Origin of the sequence: Candidatus Galacturonatibacter soehngenii (assembly GCF_008830185.1) — a bacterium.
GTDB lineage: Bacteria > Bacillota > Clostridia > Lachnospirales > Lachnospiraceae > Lachnotalea > Lachnotalea soehngenii.
Genome location: NZ_WAGX01000005.1, coordinates 204,014 through 222,139, shown reverse-complemented (window position 1 = coordinate 222,139; position 18,126 = coordinate 204,014). Strand labels below are relative to the sequence as shown.

Below are 18,126 nucleotides of genomic sequence, written 5' to 3'. Positions count from 1 at the left end.
CTTGACGCAAAACAAGATATTTTCTCTAATTGGCTTAGCGACAAAGGCAGGAAAAATAGCTAGTGGAGAGTTTTCAACCGAAAAGGCGGTTAAATCAAACGGAGCATCGTTAGTGATTGTTGCAGAGGATGCATCCGATAATACCAAAAAAATGTTTAGAAATATGTGTACTTACTATAAAGTGCCTTTATACTTTTTTGGTGCTAAGGACTCTTTAGGTCATGCCATTGGAAAAGAAGTAAGAGCTTCTTTAGCTGTGCTTGACGAAGGATTCGCGAAGGCTATGGTGAAGCAACTGGAAACAAAACAAAGTAATTAGGAGGTAGTAAGTATGAGAGTACATGAACTAGCAAAAAAATTAAATAGAGAGAGTAAAGAGATAATTAATTTATTGAAGAATAAAAATATTGAAGTAAAAAACCATATGAGTACCTTAAGTGATGAGGCCGTTGCTATCGTTGAAGCAGAATTCTCAAAGCCAAAGAAGGAAGAAAATTCTACAGTAAGCAAAGAGGTTGTAAAAGAAGAAAAGAAATCTTCTAACATTACACAGGTATACAATCCTCAAAATAGCAGAGCAAATTACAATAACAAGGGAAATGCAAACAAAAATAGCAATAGAAACAGAAATCAAAATAATGATAACAAGGTAAGTACTCAAGCTGTGAATACTCAAAACACAAGAACAGCTCATAATACACCAGCTTCAAACCAGCAGAATGCTGAAGGAAATCAAGGACAAAGACATAACAGTAACAATAACAATAGAGTACAAAATTCAAATAACAGAAATAATACACAGACAAGAGAACAAGGACAAAATAACAGAAACAATACGCAGACAAGAGAACAAGGGCAAAACAACAGAAACAATACGCAGACTAGGGAGCAAGGTCAAGCCAACAGAAATAACACTCAGCAGGGCCAAAACAACAGAAACAATACGCAAACTAGAGAGCAAGGTCAAGCCAACAGAAATAATACACAGTCAAGAGAACAGGGACAGAATAATAGAAATAATGCTCAAAATAACAGAAATAATGTACAAGGAAATGGGCAGAATAATAACTCGAGAAATAAATCGAGTCAAAATAATAGAAACAATACGAATTCTAAATTCAAAAACAATAATCAACAAGAAAAACCAGTAGTGGCAGCTGTTGAAAAAGAGGATGAAATCAAGACAATTATTTTACCAGAAGTAATTACAATTAAAGCACTGGCAGAAAAGATGAAACAACAGCCGTCTGCATTGGTAAAAAAATTGTTTTTACAGGGAACAGTTGTTACCATTAACCAAGAGGTAGACTTTGACACAGCTCAAGACATTGCATTGGAATATAATTATATTGCAGAACCAGAAGTAAAGGTAGATGTAATAGCCGAACTTTTAAAAGAAGAAGAGGATGATGAAAGCACATTAAAGTCAAGACCACCAGTAGTATGTGTTATGGGTCATGTTGATCATGGTAAAACTTCACTTTTAGATGCAATTAGACAGACAAAAGTTATTGAGAAAGAAGCAGGCGGAATTACACAGCATATAGGTGCTTATGTTGTAAATGCATCAGAAGGGCAAAAAATAACCTTCTTAGATACTCCTGGACATGAAGCTTTTACTGCTATGAGAATGCGCGGAGCAAATTCTACAGATATAGCAATCCTTGTTGTAGCAGCAGATGATGGTGTTATGCCTCAAACGATAGAAGCGATTAACCATGCAAGAGCTGCGGGTATCGAAATTATTGTTGCGATTAATAAAATTGATAAACCTAGTGCTAATTTAGATAAAGTAAAAAAAGAATTAGCAGAGCATGATTTGATTTCAGAGGATTGGGGTGGAAGTACAATCTTTGTACCGGTTTCTGCTCATACCAAAGAAGGTATTGATGAATTATTAGAAATGATTCTATTGACAGCAGATATTCTCGAACTCAAGGCAAATCCAAAAAGAAATGCAAGAGGTGTTGTCATTGAGGCTAAATTAGATAAAGGTAAAGGTTCCGTTGCAACAATCTTAGTACAAAAAGGAACTTTGCATGTTGGTGATTCCATTGCAGTAGGTTCATGTCATGGTAAAGTAAGAGCTATGATGGACGATAAGGGTAGACGTGTAAAAGAAGCAACTCCTTCGACACCAGTTGAGATTTTAGGATTAAACGATGTACCAAACGCTGGTGAGATATTAGTTGCTACCGATAGTGAAAAAGAAGCTAGAAGTTTTGCTGAAACCTTTATTTCAGAAGGAAGAGAACGTTTATTAGATGATACAAAAGCAAAATTATCACTAGATGATTTGTTTAGCCAAATTCAAGCGGGTAGCGTAAAGGAACTTGGAATTATTGTTAAAGCAGACGTGCAAGGTTCTGTAGAAGCAATCAAACAGAGTTTATTAAAGCTATCAAATGAAGAAGTAGTTGTTAAAATCATACATGGTGGTGTTGGTGCAATCAATGAATCTGATGTTATTTTAGCATCTGCATCAAATGCTATCATTATTGGGTTTAATGTAAGACCTGATGTAACAGCAAAATCAATTGCTGACCGCGAAAAAGTTGATTTGAGATTGTATCGTGTAATTTATGATGCGATTGAGGATGTTGAATCAGCAATGAAGGGTATGTTAGATCCTGTATTTGAAGAAAAGGTAATTGGTCATGCTGAAGTTAGACAGACATTTAAAGCTTCAGGTATTGGAACAATTGCAGGTTCTTATGTGTTAGATGGAATCTTTAAAAGAGGATGTAGCGTGAGAGTAAATCGTGAAGGTGTTCTAATTCATGAAGGACAGCTAGCTTCTCTAAAAAGATTTAAAGATGACGTAAAAGAAGTAAAATCAGGATATGAATGTGGTCTTGTATTAGAAAAGTACAATGATCTCAAAGAAGGAGACATAGTAGAAGCATATACTATGGTAGAAGTTCCAAGATAGTCATTTAGCAAACTTTAATAAGCTAACGAAAGAACGAAGTTCTAAGGTTCTAGGAAAGTACTACGTCCTAGAAAACGTGGCAGTGAAAGTGAGAGATTATAATGAGAAAGAACAGCATAAAGAATACCAGAATTAATGGAGAGGTGTTACGAGAGTTAAGTAATATTATTCGCGGAGAGATAAAAGATCCAAGAATCAATCCGATGACTTCGGTGGTAGCAGTCGAAGTTGCTCCTGATTTAAAAAGCTGTAAGGCTTATATTAGTGTATTAGGTGATGAAGAATCACAAAAAAATACCATTGCAGGTCTAAAAAGTGCAGAAGGCTATATCAGGACAAAATTAGCGAAGACAATTAATTTAAGAAACACTCCTGAAATAAAATTTATTTTAGATCAATCGATTGAATATGGAATTAATATGTCCAAACTAATTGATGATGTAAACAAATAATAGAAAGAGTTGATTGTGATGAATAAGATAGAAAAACATCTACAAGGAATTAAAACTGTTGCAATCGCTGGACATGTAAGACCGGACGGCGATTGTGCAGGCTCTTGCTTAGGATTATATAATTATATAAAAGAATGCTTTCAAGATATTGAGGTGGATTTGTATCTAGAAGAAATTTCTGAGGTTTTTTCCTTTCTTAAAAATTCTCACAAAATTGACAGCCTCTATCAAAAAGATCAAGAATATGATTTGTTTATATCACTTGATTGTGGTGATAAAGAAAGACTTGGAAGCGCCGTGAAATATTTTGAGCGTGCAAAGCATACGATTTGCATTGATCATCATATCAGTAACGTAGGTTATGCAGATATAAATCATATTATATCCGACGCAAGTTCTACTTGTGAAATTGTGTATACTCTTCTTGAAGAAGATAAAATAAGTAAAGAAGTTGCAGAAGCCCTATATACAGGTATTGTACATGATACAGGGGTATTTCAGTATTCTAATACCTCAGAACGAACCATGAACATTGCAGGAAAACTCATGGGAAAAGGAATTGATTTCTCACGCATTATCGAAGAGACATTCTATCAGAAGACATATGTACAAAACCAGATATTGGGAAGAGCGCTTCTTGAAAGCATCTTACTTTTAGATGGTAAAGTAATTATTAGCGCTTTGCGAAAATCTGATATGGTGTTTTATGGGGTTACATCAAAAGACCTAGAAGGTATTGTTAGCCAGTTAAGGGTAACAAAAGGATGCGAATGTGCTATCTTTTTGTATGAAACAGGAAATCACGAATACAAAGTCAGTCTTCGTTCTTCTGATTTGGTAGATGTTAGTAAGATTGCTAGTTATTTTGGTGGAGGCGGACATAAAAAGGCAGCCGGCTGCACAATGGTTGGTACCATTCATGATGTTGTAAATAATTTGTCATTACATATTGAGAAGCAGCTAAAAGAAAACTAGAGACTTGAGGTAAGGCAATGTACAATGGAATTTTGAATGTTTATAAAGAAAAAGGATATACCTCACATGATGTTGTTGCTAAGCTTCGTGGAATATTAAAGCAAAAGAAAATAGGACATACTGGAACACTGGATCCGGATGCGGAAGGTGTTCTTCCTATTTGTCTTGGAAAAGGTACGAAATTATGCGATATGCTTGAGGATAAGGACAAAACTTATCTTGCAACTTTATTACTCGGACAAGCTACGGATACGCAGGATACATCAGGAAAATTAATTGAAAGTCGAGAAGTTCAATGTAGTGAATTGGAAGTAAGAGAAGCTATTAATAGTTTCATCGGTGATTATTATCAGATTCCTCCTATGTACTCTGCTTTGAAAGTAAACGGGAAAAAGTTATATGAATTAGCAAGAGAGGGAAAAACGATTGAGCGAGAAGCTAGACTCGTGCAAATATATAAGATAGAGATAAAAGAGATTAATCTTCCAAGAGTAAAGATAGAAGTATCTTGTTCTAAGGGAACTTATATCAGAACCTTATGCAATGATATAGGAGAGAAGTTAGGTTGTCTTGGATGCATGGAAGAATTAAAGCGAATGAAAGCAAATGGGCTTGCAATAGAAGATAGCCTAAAAATAGATGAAATAGCAGATTTAAAAGTGGCAAATCAATTGTCAGAGAGAATTGTACCAATTGAGTATGTTTTTCGAGCATATCCTGCTATCGTGGTAGATGAAAGATATAACAAATTAATATATAACGGGAATCAATTTAGCAGAGAGTGCGTAAAAAACACAGAGGTTTTTAACCAAGATTATAATAAAGTGCGTGTTTACGATGAAACAAAAGCTTTTATCGGTATCTATAAGTATGATACGAAAAGAGAACAGTTTAGCCCAGTAAAAATGTTTTTGGGAGAGTAGCTATTATGAAGTATATAAGTAGAGTTGATGAGATTAATTTAGAATCAAAAACGGCAATTACTCTCGGTAAATTTGACGGAGTGCACGTAGGACACCAAAAATTAATCCATAAAGTAGTAGAAAAAAAAGAACAAGGCTTCCAATCCGTATTATTTACTTTTGACAAATCGGTTGGGGCTTTTTTGCGTGATTCAGAACAGAATATGATTTTGACGAAAGAAGAAAGAAGAAAAATATTAAGTCAGTATCCTTTGGATTTTGTTTTGGAGTGTGAATTTAGTGCGGAATTTGCACATATGAGTGCGGAAACTTTTATAGAGGAGATACTTGTAAAGAGTCTTCGTGTTGGCTATATCGCGGTAGGAACAGACTACAGATTTGGATATAAAGCAAAAGGAGATTATAAGCTACTACAAGAATACTCTAGGAAATATGATTTTGTAGTAGAGGTGGTAGAAAAGGTTGCGTATCAAGAGGAAGAAATAAGCAGTACGAGAATCAGAAATTCTATTGAAGAAGGAAAGATGGAAGAAGTAAATAAGATGTTAGGCTATCCATATCCAATTATAGGAAAAGTGATTCATGGTAAAAAGTTAGGAAGAACACTTGGAATGCCTACAACCAATCTGATCCCAATGAATGAAAAGCTTTTACCGCCGTTTGGAGTATACGCTTCAAAAACAATCATTGATAACAAAATATATAATGGAATCACCAGTATTGGGTGTAAACCGACAGTAAGCACCGATATGATTCGTGGAGTTGAAACATATATTTTTGATTATAATGAAGATTTATATGGCAAAACAATAGAAATTGATTTATATCGCTTTGAAAGGCCTGAATTAAAATTTAGTTCCATAGAAGAGTTAAAAGAAGCAATGGAAAAAGATATTTTGCTTGTAAAAAAATACTTTATTGACAATCCTTTATAATATTGCTATAATATGCCTGTAATATATTTAACAATTATGTAACAACTAATCAGTTTTTATTTATAATATGTTAAATATAAGAAAAACTCGTAACCCGTGATTGGATTTATGATTTGAAAACCAAAAAGAGTATATCGGAGGTTTCTAATGAAGAAAACAGTGATTAAGGCAGCAGGCGTGTGTGTATTAAGTGCAGTATTAGCATCAGGATACAATTTGGAAGCAAGTGCAAATGTCAATGGTTTTAGCAATACATCAACTGCTGGTATTACAGCAGCTTTAGATAAATATTATATAAGTGTACAAGATGATGAATCAGCGGCAGCTGGAATTGCTGCTCTAACAAAAGAAGAAAAAGTAGTAGCATCTGTTGTAAGTGGATATACAAATTTAGGTGTTGCAAATGTAGATACATACTTAAATATTAGAGAAGAAGCAGGAGAAGAGGAAGAAATAGTTGGTAAGCTTCCAAAGAATGCTGGTAGTGAAGTAACAGAAGTTTCCGAAGATGGTGAATGGTATAAAATCAAATCAGGTAAGGTTACTGGATATGTAAAAGCAGAGTATCTTTTAACGGGTGAAGATGCGAATGCAAAAGCAGAGGAAGTTAAGACTGTAATGGCAACTGTAAATACCACTACTTTAAAGGTGCGTATGGAGCCAAGTACAGAATCAAAGGTTCTAACGCTTATTCCAATTGAAGAAGAATTAGAAGTATTAGAAGATAATGGAGAATGGGTAAAAGTTACAGTAGATTCAGATGAAGGATATATTTCAAAAGAATATGTAGATATCTCTTATCAGTTACCAAAAGCTGTATCAATTACTGAGCTTAAATATGGTGAAGGTGTTTCAGATGTTCGAGTATCTATCGTTGAATATGCAAAACAATTCCTAGGAAATCCTTATGTATGGGGAGGAACCAGCTTGACAAATGGTGCGGATTGTTCTGGATTCACACTATCCATTATGTCAAAATATGGCGTATCCTTACCACATTCGTCTGCTTCTCAGTCCCAAATGGGCTCAGCTGTAGAATTAGGAAATGTATTACCAGGAGATTTAATCTTCTATGGAAATGGTGGATCAGTTAATCATGTTGCTATGTATATTGGTGGAGGACAAGTAATTCATGCTAGTTCAGCAAGAACTGGTATTAAGATTTCTAATATGTATTATAGAACACCAATTCGTGCAAGAAGATTCTTAAGCAATTAATTAGAAATATGAACACTTGGAAGGATACTTCCAAGTGTTTTTTGTAGTCTGAAAGCATTAATTTTTAGTATTTACTAATTTTTCAAAAACAAGGCCGACCAAAAACCATAACGGTGCATAATCAAGGCGAATAAGCCCATTAATATTATATTTTGCCTTACTATAATCCCAAGGACACATATTACGTTTTTTTAAAATATACCCAGTTATATATTCAGCAGTAAAAATGGATAACATATATACAAAGCCTCTCACAACTATATTAGCGTTTTTGATAAAGCGATAGATTGGTACAAATAAAGAAGCCATTCCATAGATGGGGAACATCCAAATAGAGGTATTTCCTATCAACTTCATATCACGTCTTCTAAATTTTTCAAAGGCTGTCCATAATATCTCAATACACCAGCCGAATATTCCACAGATTACAAAATTTTTTTTCAATGTTATTGCTCCTTGTATCTTGATAAGTGACCAATGTGGTCATTATTATTTTTTCCTATAATCGGTTAATCTATACTAATTGTAAGAAAACAAACAGGAGTATATTGGTAAAGATAAGGATTATTTTGGCACTGTTTATAAGTAAAAAGTGTTCTTATGTATTAGATTAAATAATAGGTGCTTTCTTACTTAGAACAGTTGAATTTGTAGAAGTTTTCGTATAGAATAATACAAGAAGTTTTGAGAACTATGAAAACACATTTAAACTTATATATGAATGGAGGAAACATGATGAATACAATCGAATGTATTAAATCCCGAAGAAGTGTTCGCGAATTTACTGAGCAAAAGGTTAGCCATACTATTCTTAATCAAATCATTGAAGCTGCTTCTTTTTCCCCTTCTTGGAAGAATACTCAAATTTCCCGTTATGTTGTAATTGAAGATGAAAATTTAAAAGAAAAGGTTATGGAACATGCAAATGACCATAATAGAAAAATTATAGCAGGTACAAAGACATTAGTTGTTGTTACCTTTATTAAAAACCGTTGTGGATTTGAAAGAGATGGTTCTTTTACAACGAAAAGAAAAAATGAGTGGCAGATGTTTGACGTTGGTATAGCAAGTCAAACTTTTTGTTTGGCTGCACATGAACTTAATGTTTCTTCTGTTATACTAGGAATCTTTGACCATGAAGAAATAGCAAAAGTATTAGAACTTCCAGAAGATAGAGAAGTAGGAGCATTAATAGCAATTGGTTATGAAAAAGAACACCCAAATGCACCAAAAAGAAAATCGGTAGAAGAGTTGGTAGAGTATAAATAGGAGGAACCTACATGAGACATTTAATGAGTCCATTAGATTTTACTGTCGAGGAGCTTGACCAGCTACTTGACCTTGCAAATGACATAGAAAAAAATCCTAATAAATATAGCCATGCTTGTGATGGAAAGAAATTAGCGACATTATTTTATGAACCAAGTACAAGAACCAGACTTAGTTTTGAGGCGGCCATGATGAATCTAGGTGGGAATGTGTTAGGGTTTTCATCAGCGTCATCTAGCTCTGCTTCAAAAGGGGAAAGTGTATCAGATACGATAAAAATGATTTCATGTTATGCAGATATATGTGCAATGAGGCATCCCAAAGAAGGAGCGCCATTAGTAGCATCGACAAAATCCTCTATTCCTGTTATTAACGCTGGCGATGGCGGACATCAGCATCCAACACAAACGATAACGGATTTGCTAACCATACGATCACTAAAAGGCAGACTCTCGAATTTAACAATAGGACTATGTGGTGATTTGAAATTCGGACGAACGGTTCATTCTCTCATCAATGCATTGGTGCGATATGAAAACATAACCTTTGTTTTGATATCCCCAGAAGAGCTAAAAATTCCAGATTATATTAGAGAAGATGTATTGATTCAAAATAATGTAACTTTTAAGGAAGTAGAACGATTGGAAGAGGTTATGCCAGAGTTGGACTTGCTCTATATGACCAGAGTGCAACGAGAGAGGTTCTTCAACGAAGAAGATTATGTAAGGCTAAAGGATAGATACATATTGGATATGAAGAAGATGTCATATGCAAAAGAGGATATGCTAGTATTACATCCTTTGCCTAGGGTAAATGAAATATCAGTGGAAGTCGATAATGATCCTAGAGCTGCTTATTTTAAACAGGTTCAGTATGGTGTTTATGCAAGAATGGCACTCATATTAATACTATTGGAAATACAAGTGAGCGAACATTAACTATTTTGTAAATAAGGAGAATCATATGTTAAATGTAGGTAGTATCAATGAAGGCTTTGTTCTTGATCATATTCAAGCAGGAAAAAGTATGGAAATCTATCACAATCTTCAGCTTGATAAGCTAGACTGCTGTGTTGCTATTATAAAAAATGCAAGAAGTAACAAAATGGGAAAAAAAGATATACTAAAAGTGGAATGTAGTATTGATATGCTTGACTTGGATATTCTAGGCTTTATAGATCATAACATTACTGTCAATATTATTAAGGATGCACAAGTAGTAGATAAAAAGGAGTTAACACTTCCAAAGCAAGTGGTCAATGTAATCAGATGTAAGAATCCTCGTTGTATCACATCAATCGAACAGGAATTGGAACAAGTGTTTCTATTAACGGATAAAGAAAAAGAAGTGTATCGTTGTAAATATTGCGAAGAAAAGTATGAACGATAAATAGCAGCATAACTAAATAGCATTAACAAATAGTCCTTCACACTCTATGTGTGGGGGATTTTTATGTGTAAGAATTTTCTTTGGTGTCTGCAAATAGGCACTCTTTTATGTATTTATAGATATTATTATTATGTTCATGAAAATGTAAAAAAATTGAATTTAGTATTATGCTATAATAAGTATAAGATTTTGGAAAAGTATAGAAAAAAATATAGAAACATAAGAAGTAGGGGAGAAAAATAAATGAAGGTATTATACGAAGATGATATTGTAGAAGGATTATATCAACTTGGGGTTACTGAAAAAATAAATCTTGAAGTGCATAGTTCATTAAGTAGTATGGGATATGTCAAAGGTGGGGCAGTGACTATAATTAAAGCTTTGAAAAAGGTGGTAGGCAAAGATGGAAGTATTTTTATGCCTGCTCTACGTTTGAGTTCTGATTTACCACTTGATGAAAAGGATAAGAAAAATGGGTTGATTAGAAAAATAAAAGTCCTAACATCGGATGAACCTAAAAGTGCAATGGGAATTATAGCTGATACCTTTCGATTGATGCCAGATACATTAGTGGGGACTGGAACTTTTGCTGCAGCCGCCTGGGGAAAACATGCAAATGAAGTAAAAGGAATGTTTCGATATTTAATAGAAAATAATGGAAAGGCCTTATTGATAGGTGTTGACATCTATTCACTTACAGCAATGCATCACGTAGAAAAGCATCTTCCAAAGCAGATAATTGATAGAATAAAGTCACCCAAATTAGATGAAATATACAACCCGAATGAATGGTTTGTGGAAGATGGCAATGTTCCCGTGAAAGCGTGGTACACGATACAGCAGTTAGCCTATGAAAAGGGTTATATCAAAGAGGGGATGATAGGTGATGCCAAGTGTATGCTTATGGATCTACCAGAAGTAGTTGGCTTGTATAAAGAAAAGTTAATTGATGATCCATATAAACTTTATGGCATTTATAGATAAAGTAAATAAACATAAGGGGGAACATAAATTAACTATTTTGATAACCTTACAGATAAAAGTTGTTTCTAAAGGAGTGGGAAAATATATATGGAACAAATAACATATAGATTGGCAGACATTGAGGATTGCTATAGGCTGGCTGTTTTAAAGAAAGAAATATGGAACACTACATATAGAGGAATTTATTCTGATGATAAAATAAATAATTATGATATCTTAAGGAATACTTTGAAATTCGAAGAAATAGTTAATAACCCCAATATTACTTTATATATTGCTTTTGATTATGAACAAATTATTGGTTATATGAGTTGTGGAGAGCCATATAGGCCTTTTCGCAATTTTAAGCAGGAGATTGGACTTCTTTATGTTCGAAAAGAGTATCAAAAAAAAGGAATCGGACGTACGTTTTTTACCATAGGCAAAGAAATTATTAAAAGCAATGGAAGTGATGAATTCTTCATATCGGTCAATAAATATAATACAAATGCACTCAATTTTTATCTTTCAATGGGCGGTAATATAATTCATATTGATGAAGATAGTGAAGATAAGTCAGAAGTGCAAATAAAACTACATTATTATACATAGATGAGTTGTTTATTGTTCTGTATGAATAATATTCTTAGAGAATATTGCTTTAAAAGGGAGGGTTAAATAAAATATGAAGGAAATAATAGACTACTATAGTAATTATGATGAGGATGGGAGGTTGTTTAGAGATTATAGCCATAATATAGAGTGGTTGACAACTATGCACTATTTTAATACCGTATTACCACAACGTTGCAGAATTTTTGATGGTTGTGCGGGAACAGGAAACTATGCGTTTGAATTAGCCAAAAGAGGTCATAGTGTAGTGGCAAGTGATATAGTGCCGCACAATGTTGACATGATACATAAAAAGCAACAAAATAATTTATTACAAGATATATTTATTGGAGATATTTGTAATGTTGATAAGTATGATAATCAATACTTTGATGTTGTTCTTTGCATGGGTGCTTTTTATCATTTAAACGAAGAAGGACGCAATTGTGCTATAAAGGAATGCCTAAGAATTTTAAAAAAAGAAGGAATTCTTGTGATAAGCTATATCAATTTATTGGCAGTTTTATTTATGCAACTAGATAAAAGATTAGAAAATATAGAAGAAATATTAGGGTACTATGAGAATAGAAATTCAGGAGATTCTTTTGTTTATTTGCTACCAGAAGACATAGAAACAATGTCATCTGATTATAAACTTAAAATTCTTCATCACTTAACATCAGATGGTAACGTTTATATGCATAACGACAGCTTTAATGATGCAAGTAAAGAAAATTTTGATAAATATATGAAATTACATTTAAAAACTTGCGAAAATAAAAATATACTGGGTTATGGGCTACATGGACTTGTTTTTTTAATGAAAGTGTAAACTTAAAATTTATAGGTAAAGGCTTCAATTTATATAAGATTCATACTAGAAGACAGTTATATATGCAGATTAATGTTAAGTATATTAAAAAGTATATTAAGGAGGTTCTATGGTAGAAGTAATGTTTGGGGAAAGTGAAGGCGGAGCAATGAAGATAGCACAGGGTTATGCAGAGAATGGGCAAGTAAACGGTATAAAAAAGTCAGAAGTAGTTTGTATCCCTTTTCTGCTAGACATTGGTAATATCAATGAAGCGGTAGAAAGTGAATATCGAAAAAACTTGATTATGGAGCTTTATACTGCAAATGGAAGAGTTGACAAAAGTATAGCCAAAGCCTTAGAGGAAACTTGGCCAATATACTTAAATGAAATAGAACGATTAAAAAAATATGCATCACAAGGAGAAAAAATCCGTTTATGGTATAGCAATGCCCCATATTCTATATGTGGATACTACTATACTTGTAGCTTGTTAAAAGACTATCATTGCAAATTATCTGCAATCAAGCTGCCAGATTATAAACATGGCTCTGACAATAAAATTTTATTTCTGACAAATTGGGGAGAAGTAGAACCAGAAGAATATTATAAATACCTTCCTTTCGAAGAAGAATTAACAGCAAGTGTAATTAGTGAGTATGCATTATTATGGAATGAACTAAAAGTGGACAATAGTGCTCTACGAGCATATGTAAATGGAAAATTAATCGGAGTTCTAGAAGATTTCTATGACCATATTATTAGAAAAGAAATACCAGATAAAGAGTTTGAAATGGTACAATTGATAGGAAATATTTTAGGGAAATACCCTTTGGGCGTTGGTGATTGGTGGTATGCAAAAAGAATAATTAATATGATAGAACGAGGAGAGCTGGAGGTTGTAAACTATCATGAAAACAAGTATTGTCAGGTACTTAAAAGGGTATAAACAGGTATGAGAGACAAAATAAAAGTAGTATTTTTAGATAGAGACGGAACGATTATAGAGGATTATCCAGATGAAAAATGGGGGGAGGTAAAAACTCCTGTTTTTCTAAATGGAGCAATTCATACACTGAAAAGATTACGTGAATCGAATTATGAAATTATTATATTGACAAACCAATATATTATTAATCAAGGTATTATTAGCTTAGAACAGTATTACGAATTTACAAGACGACTTGTAAATATATTATTAGATAATGACATAGTTTTGAAGGATATTTTCTTTTGTCCACATACAAAAGAGGAGGGGTGCAAATGTTATAAACCAAAGCCAGGACTTTTTGAACAGGCAACGCTTAAATATCCTAATATTGATTTAGATGAGTCATTACTTGTTGGAGACTCATTCTGTGATATTGAACTTGGAAATAGAGTGGGGATAAAAACTTATGGAATTAATATAAAGTCAGACCAGTTTGAATATATAGAAATTGAGTCATTACAGAAACTAACAGACTTACTAGATTTAAAGGAAATTAATATTAAATAGGCTGTTAAGGAGAACGTTGAAAATAAATTGTTAGGAATATATCAGCTGCACATGCATGTCCGTTACTATTTTGTAGTTCAATTAAAACAAATATCCCCCTCGCGACGCCTTTGCCGCAAGGGGGATACAAAAGGGGAGGATAAGTATTTCTTTTTCTTTGGTGTGGTGATTAACAAAGGGGGATTTGGTAATCACCAAGAGCATACGCAATAATCTTTTGATATCTTTTTGTGTTATCAATAAGATTAATTATAGTATTGGTCAAATATGAAAACTTATACATCATTTAATCAAAAAAATTATTTTTTTTATTACAATAATAAATCTAGTAAAAAAGTTTGAAAAAATCTATAAAATATAATATACTATAGCTATCTTAAAACACTAAGGAATAAAGGATGGTAAAAAAATGGGATTATTACAAACTTGGAGAGAAACAGCATATTCACAGGATATGAGTCAACAAGAAAGTGATCAGCTATGGGGCGCTTATTTTAAAATAGAGCAAGGTATTTACAAACAAATTTTAGCAAATCCTTCAGAAGTAGTAGAAGGAACAGTAAAAGAATTAGCTGCAAAATACAATACAGACATCATGACAATGGTTGGTTTTTTAGATGGAATCAATGAAAGTTTAAAAACTGAGAATCCAATTGAAGAGATGACAGAGGATACAGTGGTAAGTCTCGATTTTGATTCTGAGAAACTATACTATAACATGGTAGAAGCTAAAGCAGAATGGTTATACAATCTACCAGAATGGGACGAGCTTTTAACACCTGAAAAAAGAAAAGAATTGTACAAAGCACAAAAAGCTTCAGGAACCGTTGTTAAAGGTCAAAAAGTTGGAAGAAATGATCCTTGTCCATGTGGAAGCGGTAAGAAATATAAAAAATGTTGTGGCAAATAGTATCATTTATGAAAAGGACTTGTCTACTTAATCACTAAGTTGAAATAGTTATTCAGCTAAACCTTGTGATTTCATTTTCTTAAGCTAATGAAATCAATGGTGTATTGTGAAAGAGGCAAGTCCTTTTTCAAAAATATTTTTTATTTAATAACGGAGGACAGAATGGATTTTAAGGAATTTGGATTAGATAAGGTTGTAATAGAAGCCTTAAAGAAAGAAAAAATAGTGAAGGCAAATGAAGTGCAGCAAAAAGTGTTTGAGGCTGACGAAAAGAGAGACCTTATCGTACAATCTGAGACAGGCTCAGGAAAGACATTAGCATATCTACTTCCTATCTATAAAACACTAATCCCCGTAGAAAAGGGATTACAAGCAATAGTCTTAGTTCCTACACATGAACTTGCTTTGCAAGTCAACAGGCAGGTACAATCTTTGTCAAAAAATTCGGGGTTAGCAATCGAAGCTGCTACGATTGTTGGTGATGTAAATATCAACAGGCAAATAGAAAAGCTAAAAGAAAAACCACAGATTGTGATAGGTACGACAGGAAGAATTTTAGAACTAATAAAAAAGAAAAAAATAACCGCTCATACTGTAAAAACAATCGTCATTGATGAAGCGGATAAAATGTTAGATAAGAATAATTTAGAAGGTGTAAAGGCAGTTGTAAAATGCTGTATGAGGGACACAAAAATCCTTATGTTTTCTGCAAGTATGTCAAAGATTGCGATAGACACAGGGAAGGAGATATTAAAGGACCCACTTATTATCTCACTTTCTAAAAGCAATAAGACAGCTATTCCAAAAAATATAAAACATATTTATTTTACTGTGGATAGAAGAGACAAACTTGAAATGCTTCGAAAACTTGCCAATAGTATTAAACCTAAGAAGGCTATGGTATTTATCAATAAAGTATCCGATATTGAAGAACTAACAGAGAAATTAAAGTATCATCATTATAATGCAGATTGTATACACGGTTCCAATGTAAAAAAAGACAGAAAAAAAGTAATTGATGCTTTCAAGTCCAATAAATTACAGCTTTTAATTGCAACTGACATTGCAGCAAGAGGATTACATTTTGAAGATGTAGATACAATTTTTAATATCAGTATTTCTGAAAATGAAAATGATTATTTACACCGAGCAGGTAGATGCGGAAGAAATGGTAAAGAAGGATTAAGTGTATTGATTGTTACGCAAAAAGAAGTTTCACTTATAAAAAAATATGAAAAGAAATTTGGTATTAAAATTCATCCATACAGTATTGCGAAAGGAAAAATTAGTGAAAGTAAGTAACAAAGATTCTCGAATGGATAGGTTAAAGTGTTACGAAGGATAAATGGGGAAGGGAACGAGCAGTTATGAAGTTAATTGATTTAAGGGAAAATACAAAAATACAAATTGAAGTATCGTTTAAAGAAAATAAATTGCAATACGAAGCAGTGACGAAATTCAGTGCCTTTGATGGTATTTTTATTGAACCAATTAAACAGGATGGTAAAATGCTTGACTTTAATACTGGAAAACTTAGAATCAGCGTAACTGCTGATATAGAAGGTGGGCAGCCAGTCATTTGGAGAGAGTGCGTTATAAAAGGTGTGAAATACAAAAATGAAGTATATCATATGATTACTTCTCCCAAAAGTGGTTTGCAAATCAATCGTAGAGGAAGATTTCGCCTTGAAATGGGATATACAGGAACTGCAAGAGTCGGGGCGAATAAAGGTACAATTAATGTAGTGGTACATGACCTTAGCGCAAGTGGTTTTTCATTTACTACAGAGAAGGATATTGAGAATTTTAACGAAGAAGTACACTTGGTTTTTATTGATAGTGATAATGGCACAACTTTTAATTTTGTTGGTGAAATAGTTAGAAAGCAAGAGTGGAATAATAATCGATTTTTATATGGCTGTAAGTTTGGTGCGGTAAATCGTATGGTAGAATACTATATAGCCAAAAAGCAAAGAGAACTGATATCAATAAAATCTCTGAATAGTAAAAACATAATTGAATTAAAAGAATAAATGTTTTGAAGAATAAGTATTGACTTATTAGAAGATATATGATAAAGTTACTAATGTTGTAAAGCAAGATGAAGCAGCAAAATGTTTCACTTGTCATGAATAAAAGAAAGCAGAGTATCCACTCTCACCTTAGCACGTTTAAGTGACTAATGGTTAATATTTGAAAATTAATGTTGTATATTAATGGTCTTAGATTAAGTGGATAGCTGTATGGCTATTCCTTTTTTTGTTTAAACAGGCTTTTTCTTTTGATAAGCTTGCTATCAACATTATAATAATTAGCTTGTTGCAATACAACAGCTATTTATAGTAAATGCTACATTTATATTAACGCAAATGCAATGGCAGTAAAGTTGTTGCGAATTCATGGAGGTGCACAGTTATTAGCGAATTAATGATTAACGAACAGATCAGAGATAAGGAAATTCGTTTGATCGGGGAAAACGGAGAACAATTAGGAGTTATGTCAGCCAAGGATGCAATGAAACTAGCAAGAGAAGCTGAGCTTGATTTGGTAAAAATTGCTCCTACAGCAAAACCACCAGTATGTAAAATAATTGACTATGGTAAATACAGATATGAGTTAGCCAGAAAAGAAAAAGAGGCTAAGAAAAAACAAAAAACCATAGACATTAAAGAAGTACGTCTATCACCTAATATTGATGCCAATGATTTAAAAACAAAAGTAAATGCAGCCAGAAAATTCATTGAAAAAGGTGATAAGGTGAAAGTTACTTTACGTTTTAGAGGAAGAGAGATGGCTCATATTAATGCAAGTAAACATATTTTGGATGATTTTGCGGGGCAGTTATCTGATATAGCAGTTGTTGAGAAAGCTGCTAAGCTCGAAGGACGAAGTATGATGATGTTTTTGACTGAAAAACGTTAATTTCATCTTGACTGTCTGTGTATCATTTAGGAATTATCGTCACTATGTGACAATAATATAGATTTTTAATTTATGACAATTATTAAGGAGGAAATATCATGCCAAAAATAAAAACTAGTAAAGCAGCTGCTAAACGTTTCAAAAAAACAGGTACAGGAAAATTAAAAAGAATGAAGGCATATAAGAGTCACATCCTGACAAAGAAATCTGCAAAGAGAAAGAGAAATCTTAGAAAAGCTACTATGACAGATGCTACTAACGTTAAAAATATGAAAAAAATCTTACCTTATTTATAGGATAAAATAGAGTAAAGGAGG

At 33.0% G+C, this 18,126-nt stretch carries 21 protein-coding genes; 20 read left to right on the top strand and 1 reads right to left on the bottom strand.

Features of this window, described 5'->3' with window-relative positions; genetic code table 11:
- The first annotated feature begins 1 nt into the window (after position 1).
- From F7O84_RS08480 to F7O84_RS08450, 7 genes are all read left to right on the top strand, one after another.
- Positions 2 to 319, top strand: a complete 318-nt coding sequence (locus tag F7O84_RS08480) for a L7Ae/L30e/S12e/Gadd45 family ribosomal protein (protein WP_151144164.1) — start codon at positions 2 to 4, stop codon at positions 317 to 319.
- Between the two features lie 12 nt (positions 320 to 331).
- Positions 332 to 2,932: a translation initiation factor IF-2 gene (gene infB, locus F7O84_RS08475; RefSeq protein WP_151144163.1), complete on the top strand. Its 2,601-nt coding sequence runs from the start codon at positions 332 to 334 to the stop codon at positions 2,930 to 2,932.
- A gap of 101 nt (positions 2,933 to 3,033) precedes the next feature.
- Positions 3,034 to 3,384, top strand: coding sequence for a 30S ribosome-binding factor RbfA (gene rbfA, locus F7O84_RS08470; protein WP_151144162.1), 351 nt, complete (start codon positions 3,034 to 3,036; stop codon positions 3,382 to 3,384).
- 18 nt (positions 3,385 to 3,402) lie between these two features.
- Positions 3,403 to 4,359, top strand: coding sequence for a DHH family phosphoesterase (locus F7O84_RS08465; protein WP_151144161.1), 957 nt, complete (start codon positions 3,403 to 3,405; stop codon positions 4,357 to 4,359).
- Between the two features lie 17 nt (positions 4,360 to 4,376).
- A complete protein-coding gene (gene truB, locus F7O84_RS08460) occupies positions 4,377 to 5,282 on the top strand; it encodes a tRNA pseudouridine(55) synthase TruB (RefSeq protein WP_151144160.1) in 906 nt (301 codons plus the stop codon).
- Between the two features lie 5 nt (positions 5,283 to 5,287).
- Positions 5,288 to 6,217, top strand: coding sequence for a bifunctional riboflavin kinase/FAD synthetase (locus F7O84_RS08455; protein ID WP_151144159.1), 930 nt, complete (start codon positions 5,288 to 5,290; stop codon positions 6,215 to 6,217).
- 147 nt (positions 6,218 to 6,364) lie between these two features.
- A complete protein-coding gene (locus tag F7O84_RS08450; protein ID WP_151144158.1) occupies positions 6,365 to 7,435 on the top strand; it encodes a C40 family peptidase in 1,071 nt (356 codons plus the stop codon).
- A 57-nt stretch (positions 7,436 to 7,492) separates the two neighbouring features.
- Here F7O84_RS08450 and F7O84_RS08445 read toward each other — a convergent pair whose 3' ends face one another.
- A complete protein-coding gene (locus F7O84_RS08445) occupies positions 7,493 to 7,879 on the bottom strand; it encodes a putative ABC transporter permease (RefSeq protein ID WP_151144157.1) in 387 nt (128 codons plus the stop codon).
- A gap of 291 nt (positions 7,880 to 8,170) precedes the next feature.
- Here F7O84_RS08445 and F7O84_RS08440 point away from each other — a divergent pair, with 291 nt between their 5' ends.
- The 13 genes from F7O84_RS08440 to rpmI all read left to right on the top strand — a co-directional run bounded on the left by F7O84_RS08440 (position 8,171) and on the right by rpmI (position 18,105).
- Positions 8,171 to 8,704 (top strand): nitroreductase family protein, encoded by a 534-nt coding sequence (locus tag F7O84_RS08440; protein ID WP_151144156.1) that lies wholly within the window; start codon positions 8,171 to 8,173, stop codon positions 8,702 to 8,704.
- 11 nt (positions 8,705 to 8,715) lie between these two features.
- Positions 8,716 to 9,642 (top strand): aspartate carbamoyltransferase, encoded by a 927-nt coding sequence (gene pyrB, locus F7O84_RS08435; protein WP_151144154.1) that lies wholly within the window; start codon positions 8,716 to 8,718, stop codon positions 9,640 to 9,642.
- Positions 9,643 to 9,667: 25 nt separating this feature from the next.
- Positions 9,668 to 10,093, top strand: coding sequence for an aspartate carbamoyltransferase regulatory subunit (locus tag F7O84_RS08430; RefSeq protein ID WP_151144152.1), 426 nt, complete (start codon positions 9,668 to 9,670; stop codon positions 10,091 to 10,093).
- A 243-nt stretch (positions 10,094 to 10,336) separates the two neighbouring features.
- Complete coding sequence (locus F7O84_RS08425) at positions 10,337 to 11,077, top strand: AAC(3) family N-acetyltransferase (RefSeq protein ID WP_151144150.1); 741 nt, start codon at positions 10,337 to 10,339, stop codon at positions 11,075 to 11,077.
- Between the two features lie 87 nt (positions 11,078 to 11,164).
- Positions 11,165 to 11,668 (top strand): GNAT family N-acetyltransferase, encoded by a 504-nt coding sequence (locus F7O84_RS08420; protein WP_151144148.1) that lies wholly within the window; start codon positions 11,165 to 11,167, stop codon positions 11,666 to 11,668.
- 73 nt (positions 11,669 to 11,741) lie between these two features.
- Positions 11,742 to 12,500 carry a class I SAM-dependent methyltransferase gene (locus F7O84_RS08415; RefSeq protein WP_151144146.1) on the top strand — a complete coding sequence of 253 codons (759 nt, stop codon included), beginning with the start codon at positions 11,742 to 11,744 and terminating at the stop codon, positions 12,498 to 12,500.
- Between the two features lie 109 nt (positions 12,501 to 12,609).
- Positions 12,610 to 13,428: a DUF3658 domain-containing protein gene (locus tag F7O84_RS08410; protein WP_151144144.1), complete on the top strand. Its 819-nt coding sequence runs from the start codon at positions 12,610 to 12,612 to the stop codon at positions 13,426 to 13,428.
- 6 nt (positions 13,429 to 13,434) lie between these two features.
- On the top strand, positions 13,435 to 13,977 hold the full coding sequence (locus F7O84_RS08405) for a D-glycero-alpha-D-manno-heptose-1,7-bisphosphate 7-phosphatase (protein WP_243140847.1): 543 nt from the start codon (positions 13,435 to 13,437) through the stop codon (positions 13,975 to 13,977).
- A gap of 409 nt (positions 13,978 to 14,386) precedes the next feature.
- A complete protein-coding gene (locus tag F7O84_RS08400; RefSeq protein WP_151144142.1) occupies positions 14,387 to 14,887 on the top strand; it encodes an SEC-C metal-binding domain-containing protein in 501 nt (166 codons plus the stop codon).
- Between the two features lie 162 nt (positions 14,888 to 15,049).
- Complete coding sequence (locus F7O84_RS08395) at positions 15,050 to 16,189, top strand: DEAD/DEAH box helicase (RefSeq protein WP_151144140.1); 1,140 nt, start codon at positions 15,050 to 15,052, stop codon at positions 16,187 to 16,189.
- 65 nt (positions 16,190 to 16,254) lie between these two features.
- A complete protein-coding gene (locus F7O84_RS08390; protein ID WP_151144138.1) occupies positions 16,255 to 16,920 on the top strand; it encodes a PilZ domain-containing protein in 666 nt (221 codons plus the stop codon).
- Between the two features lie 394 nt (positions 16,921 to 17,314).
- Positions 17,315 to 17,809: a translation initiation factor IF-3 gene (gene infC, locus F7O84_RS08385; RefSeq protein WP_151144136.1), complete on the top strand. Its 495-nt coding sequence runs from the start codon at positions 17,315 to 17,317 to the stop codon at positions 17,807 to 17,809.
- Positions 17,810 to 17,907: 98 nt separating this feature from the next.
- Positions 17,908 to 18,105, top strand: coding sequence for a 50S ribosomal protein L35 (gene rpmI, locus F7O84_RS08380; RefSeq protein ID WP_151144134.1), 198 nt, complete (start codon positions 17,908 to 17,910; stop codon positions 18,103 to 18,105).
- The last annotated feature ends 21 nt before the right edge of the window (positions 18,106 to 18,126 follow it).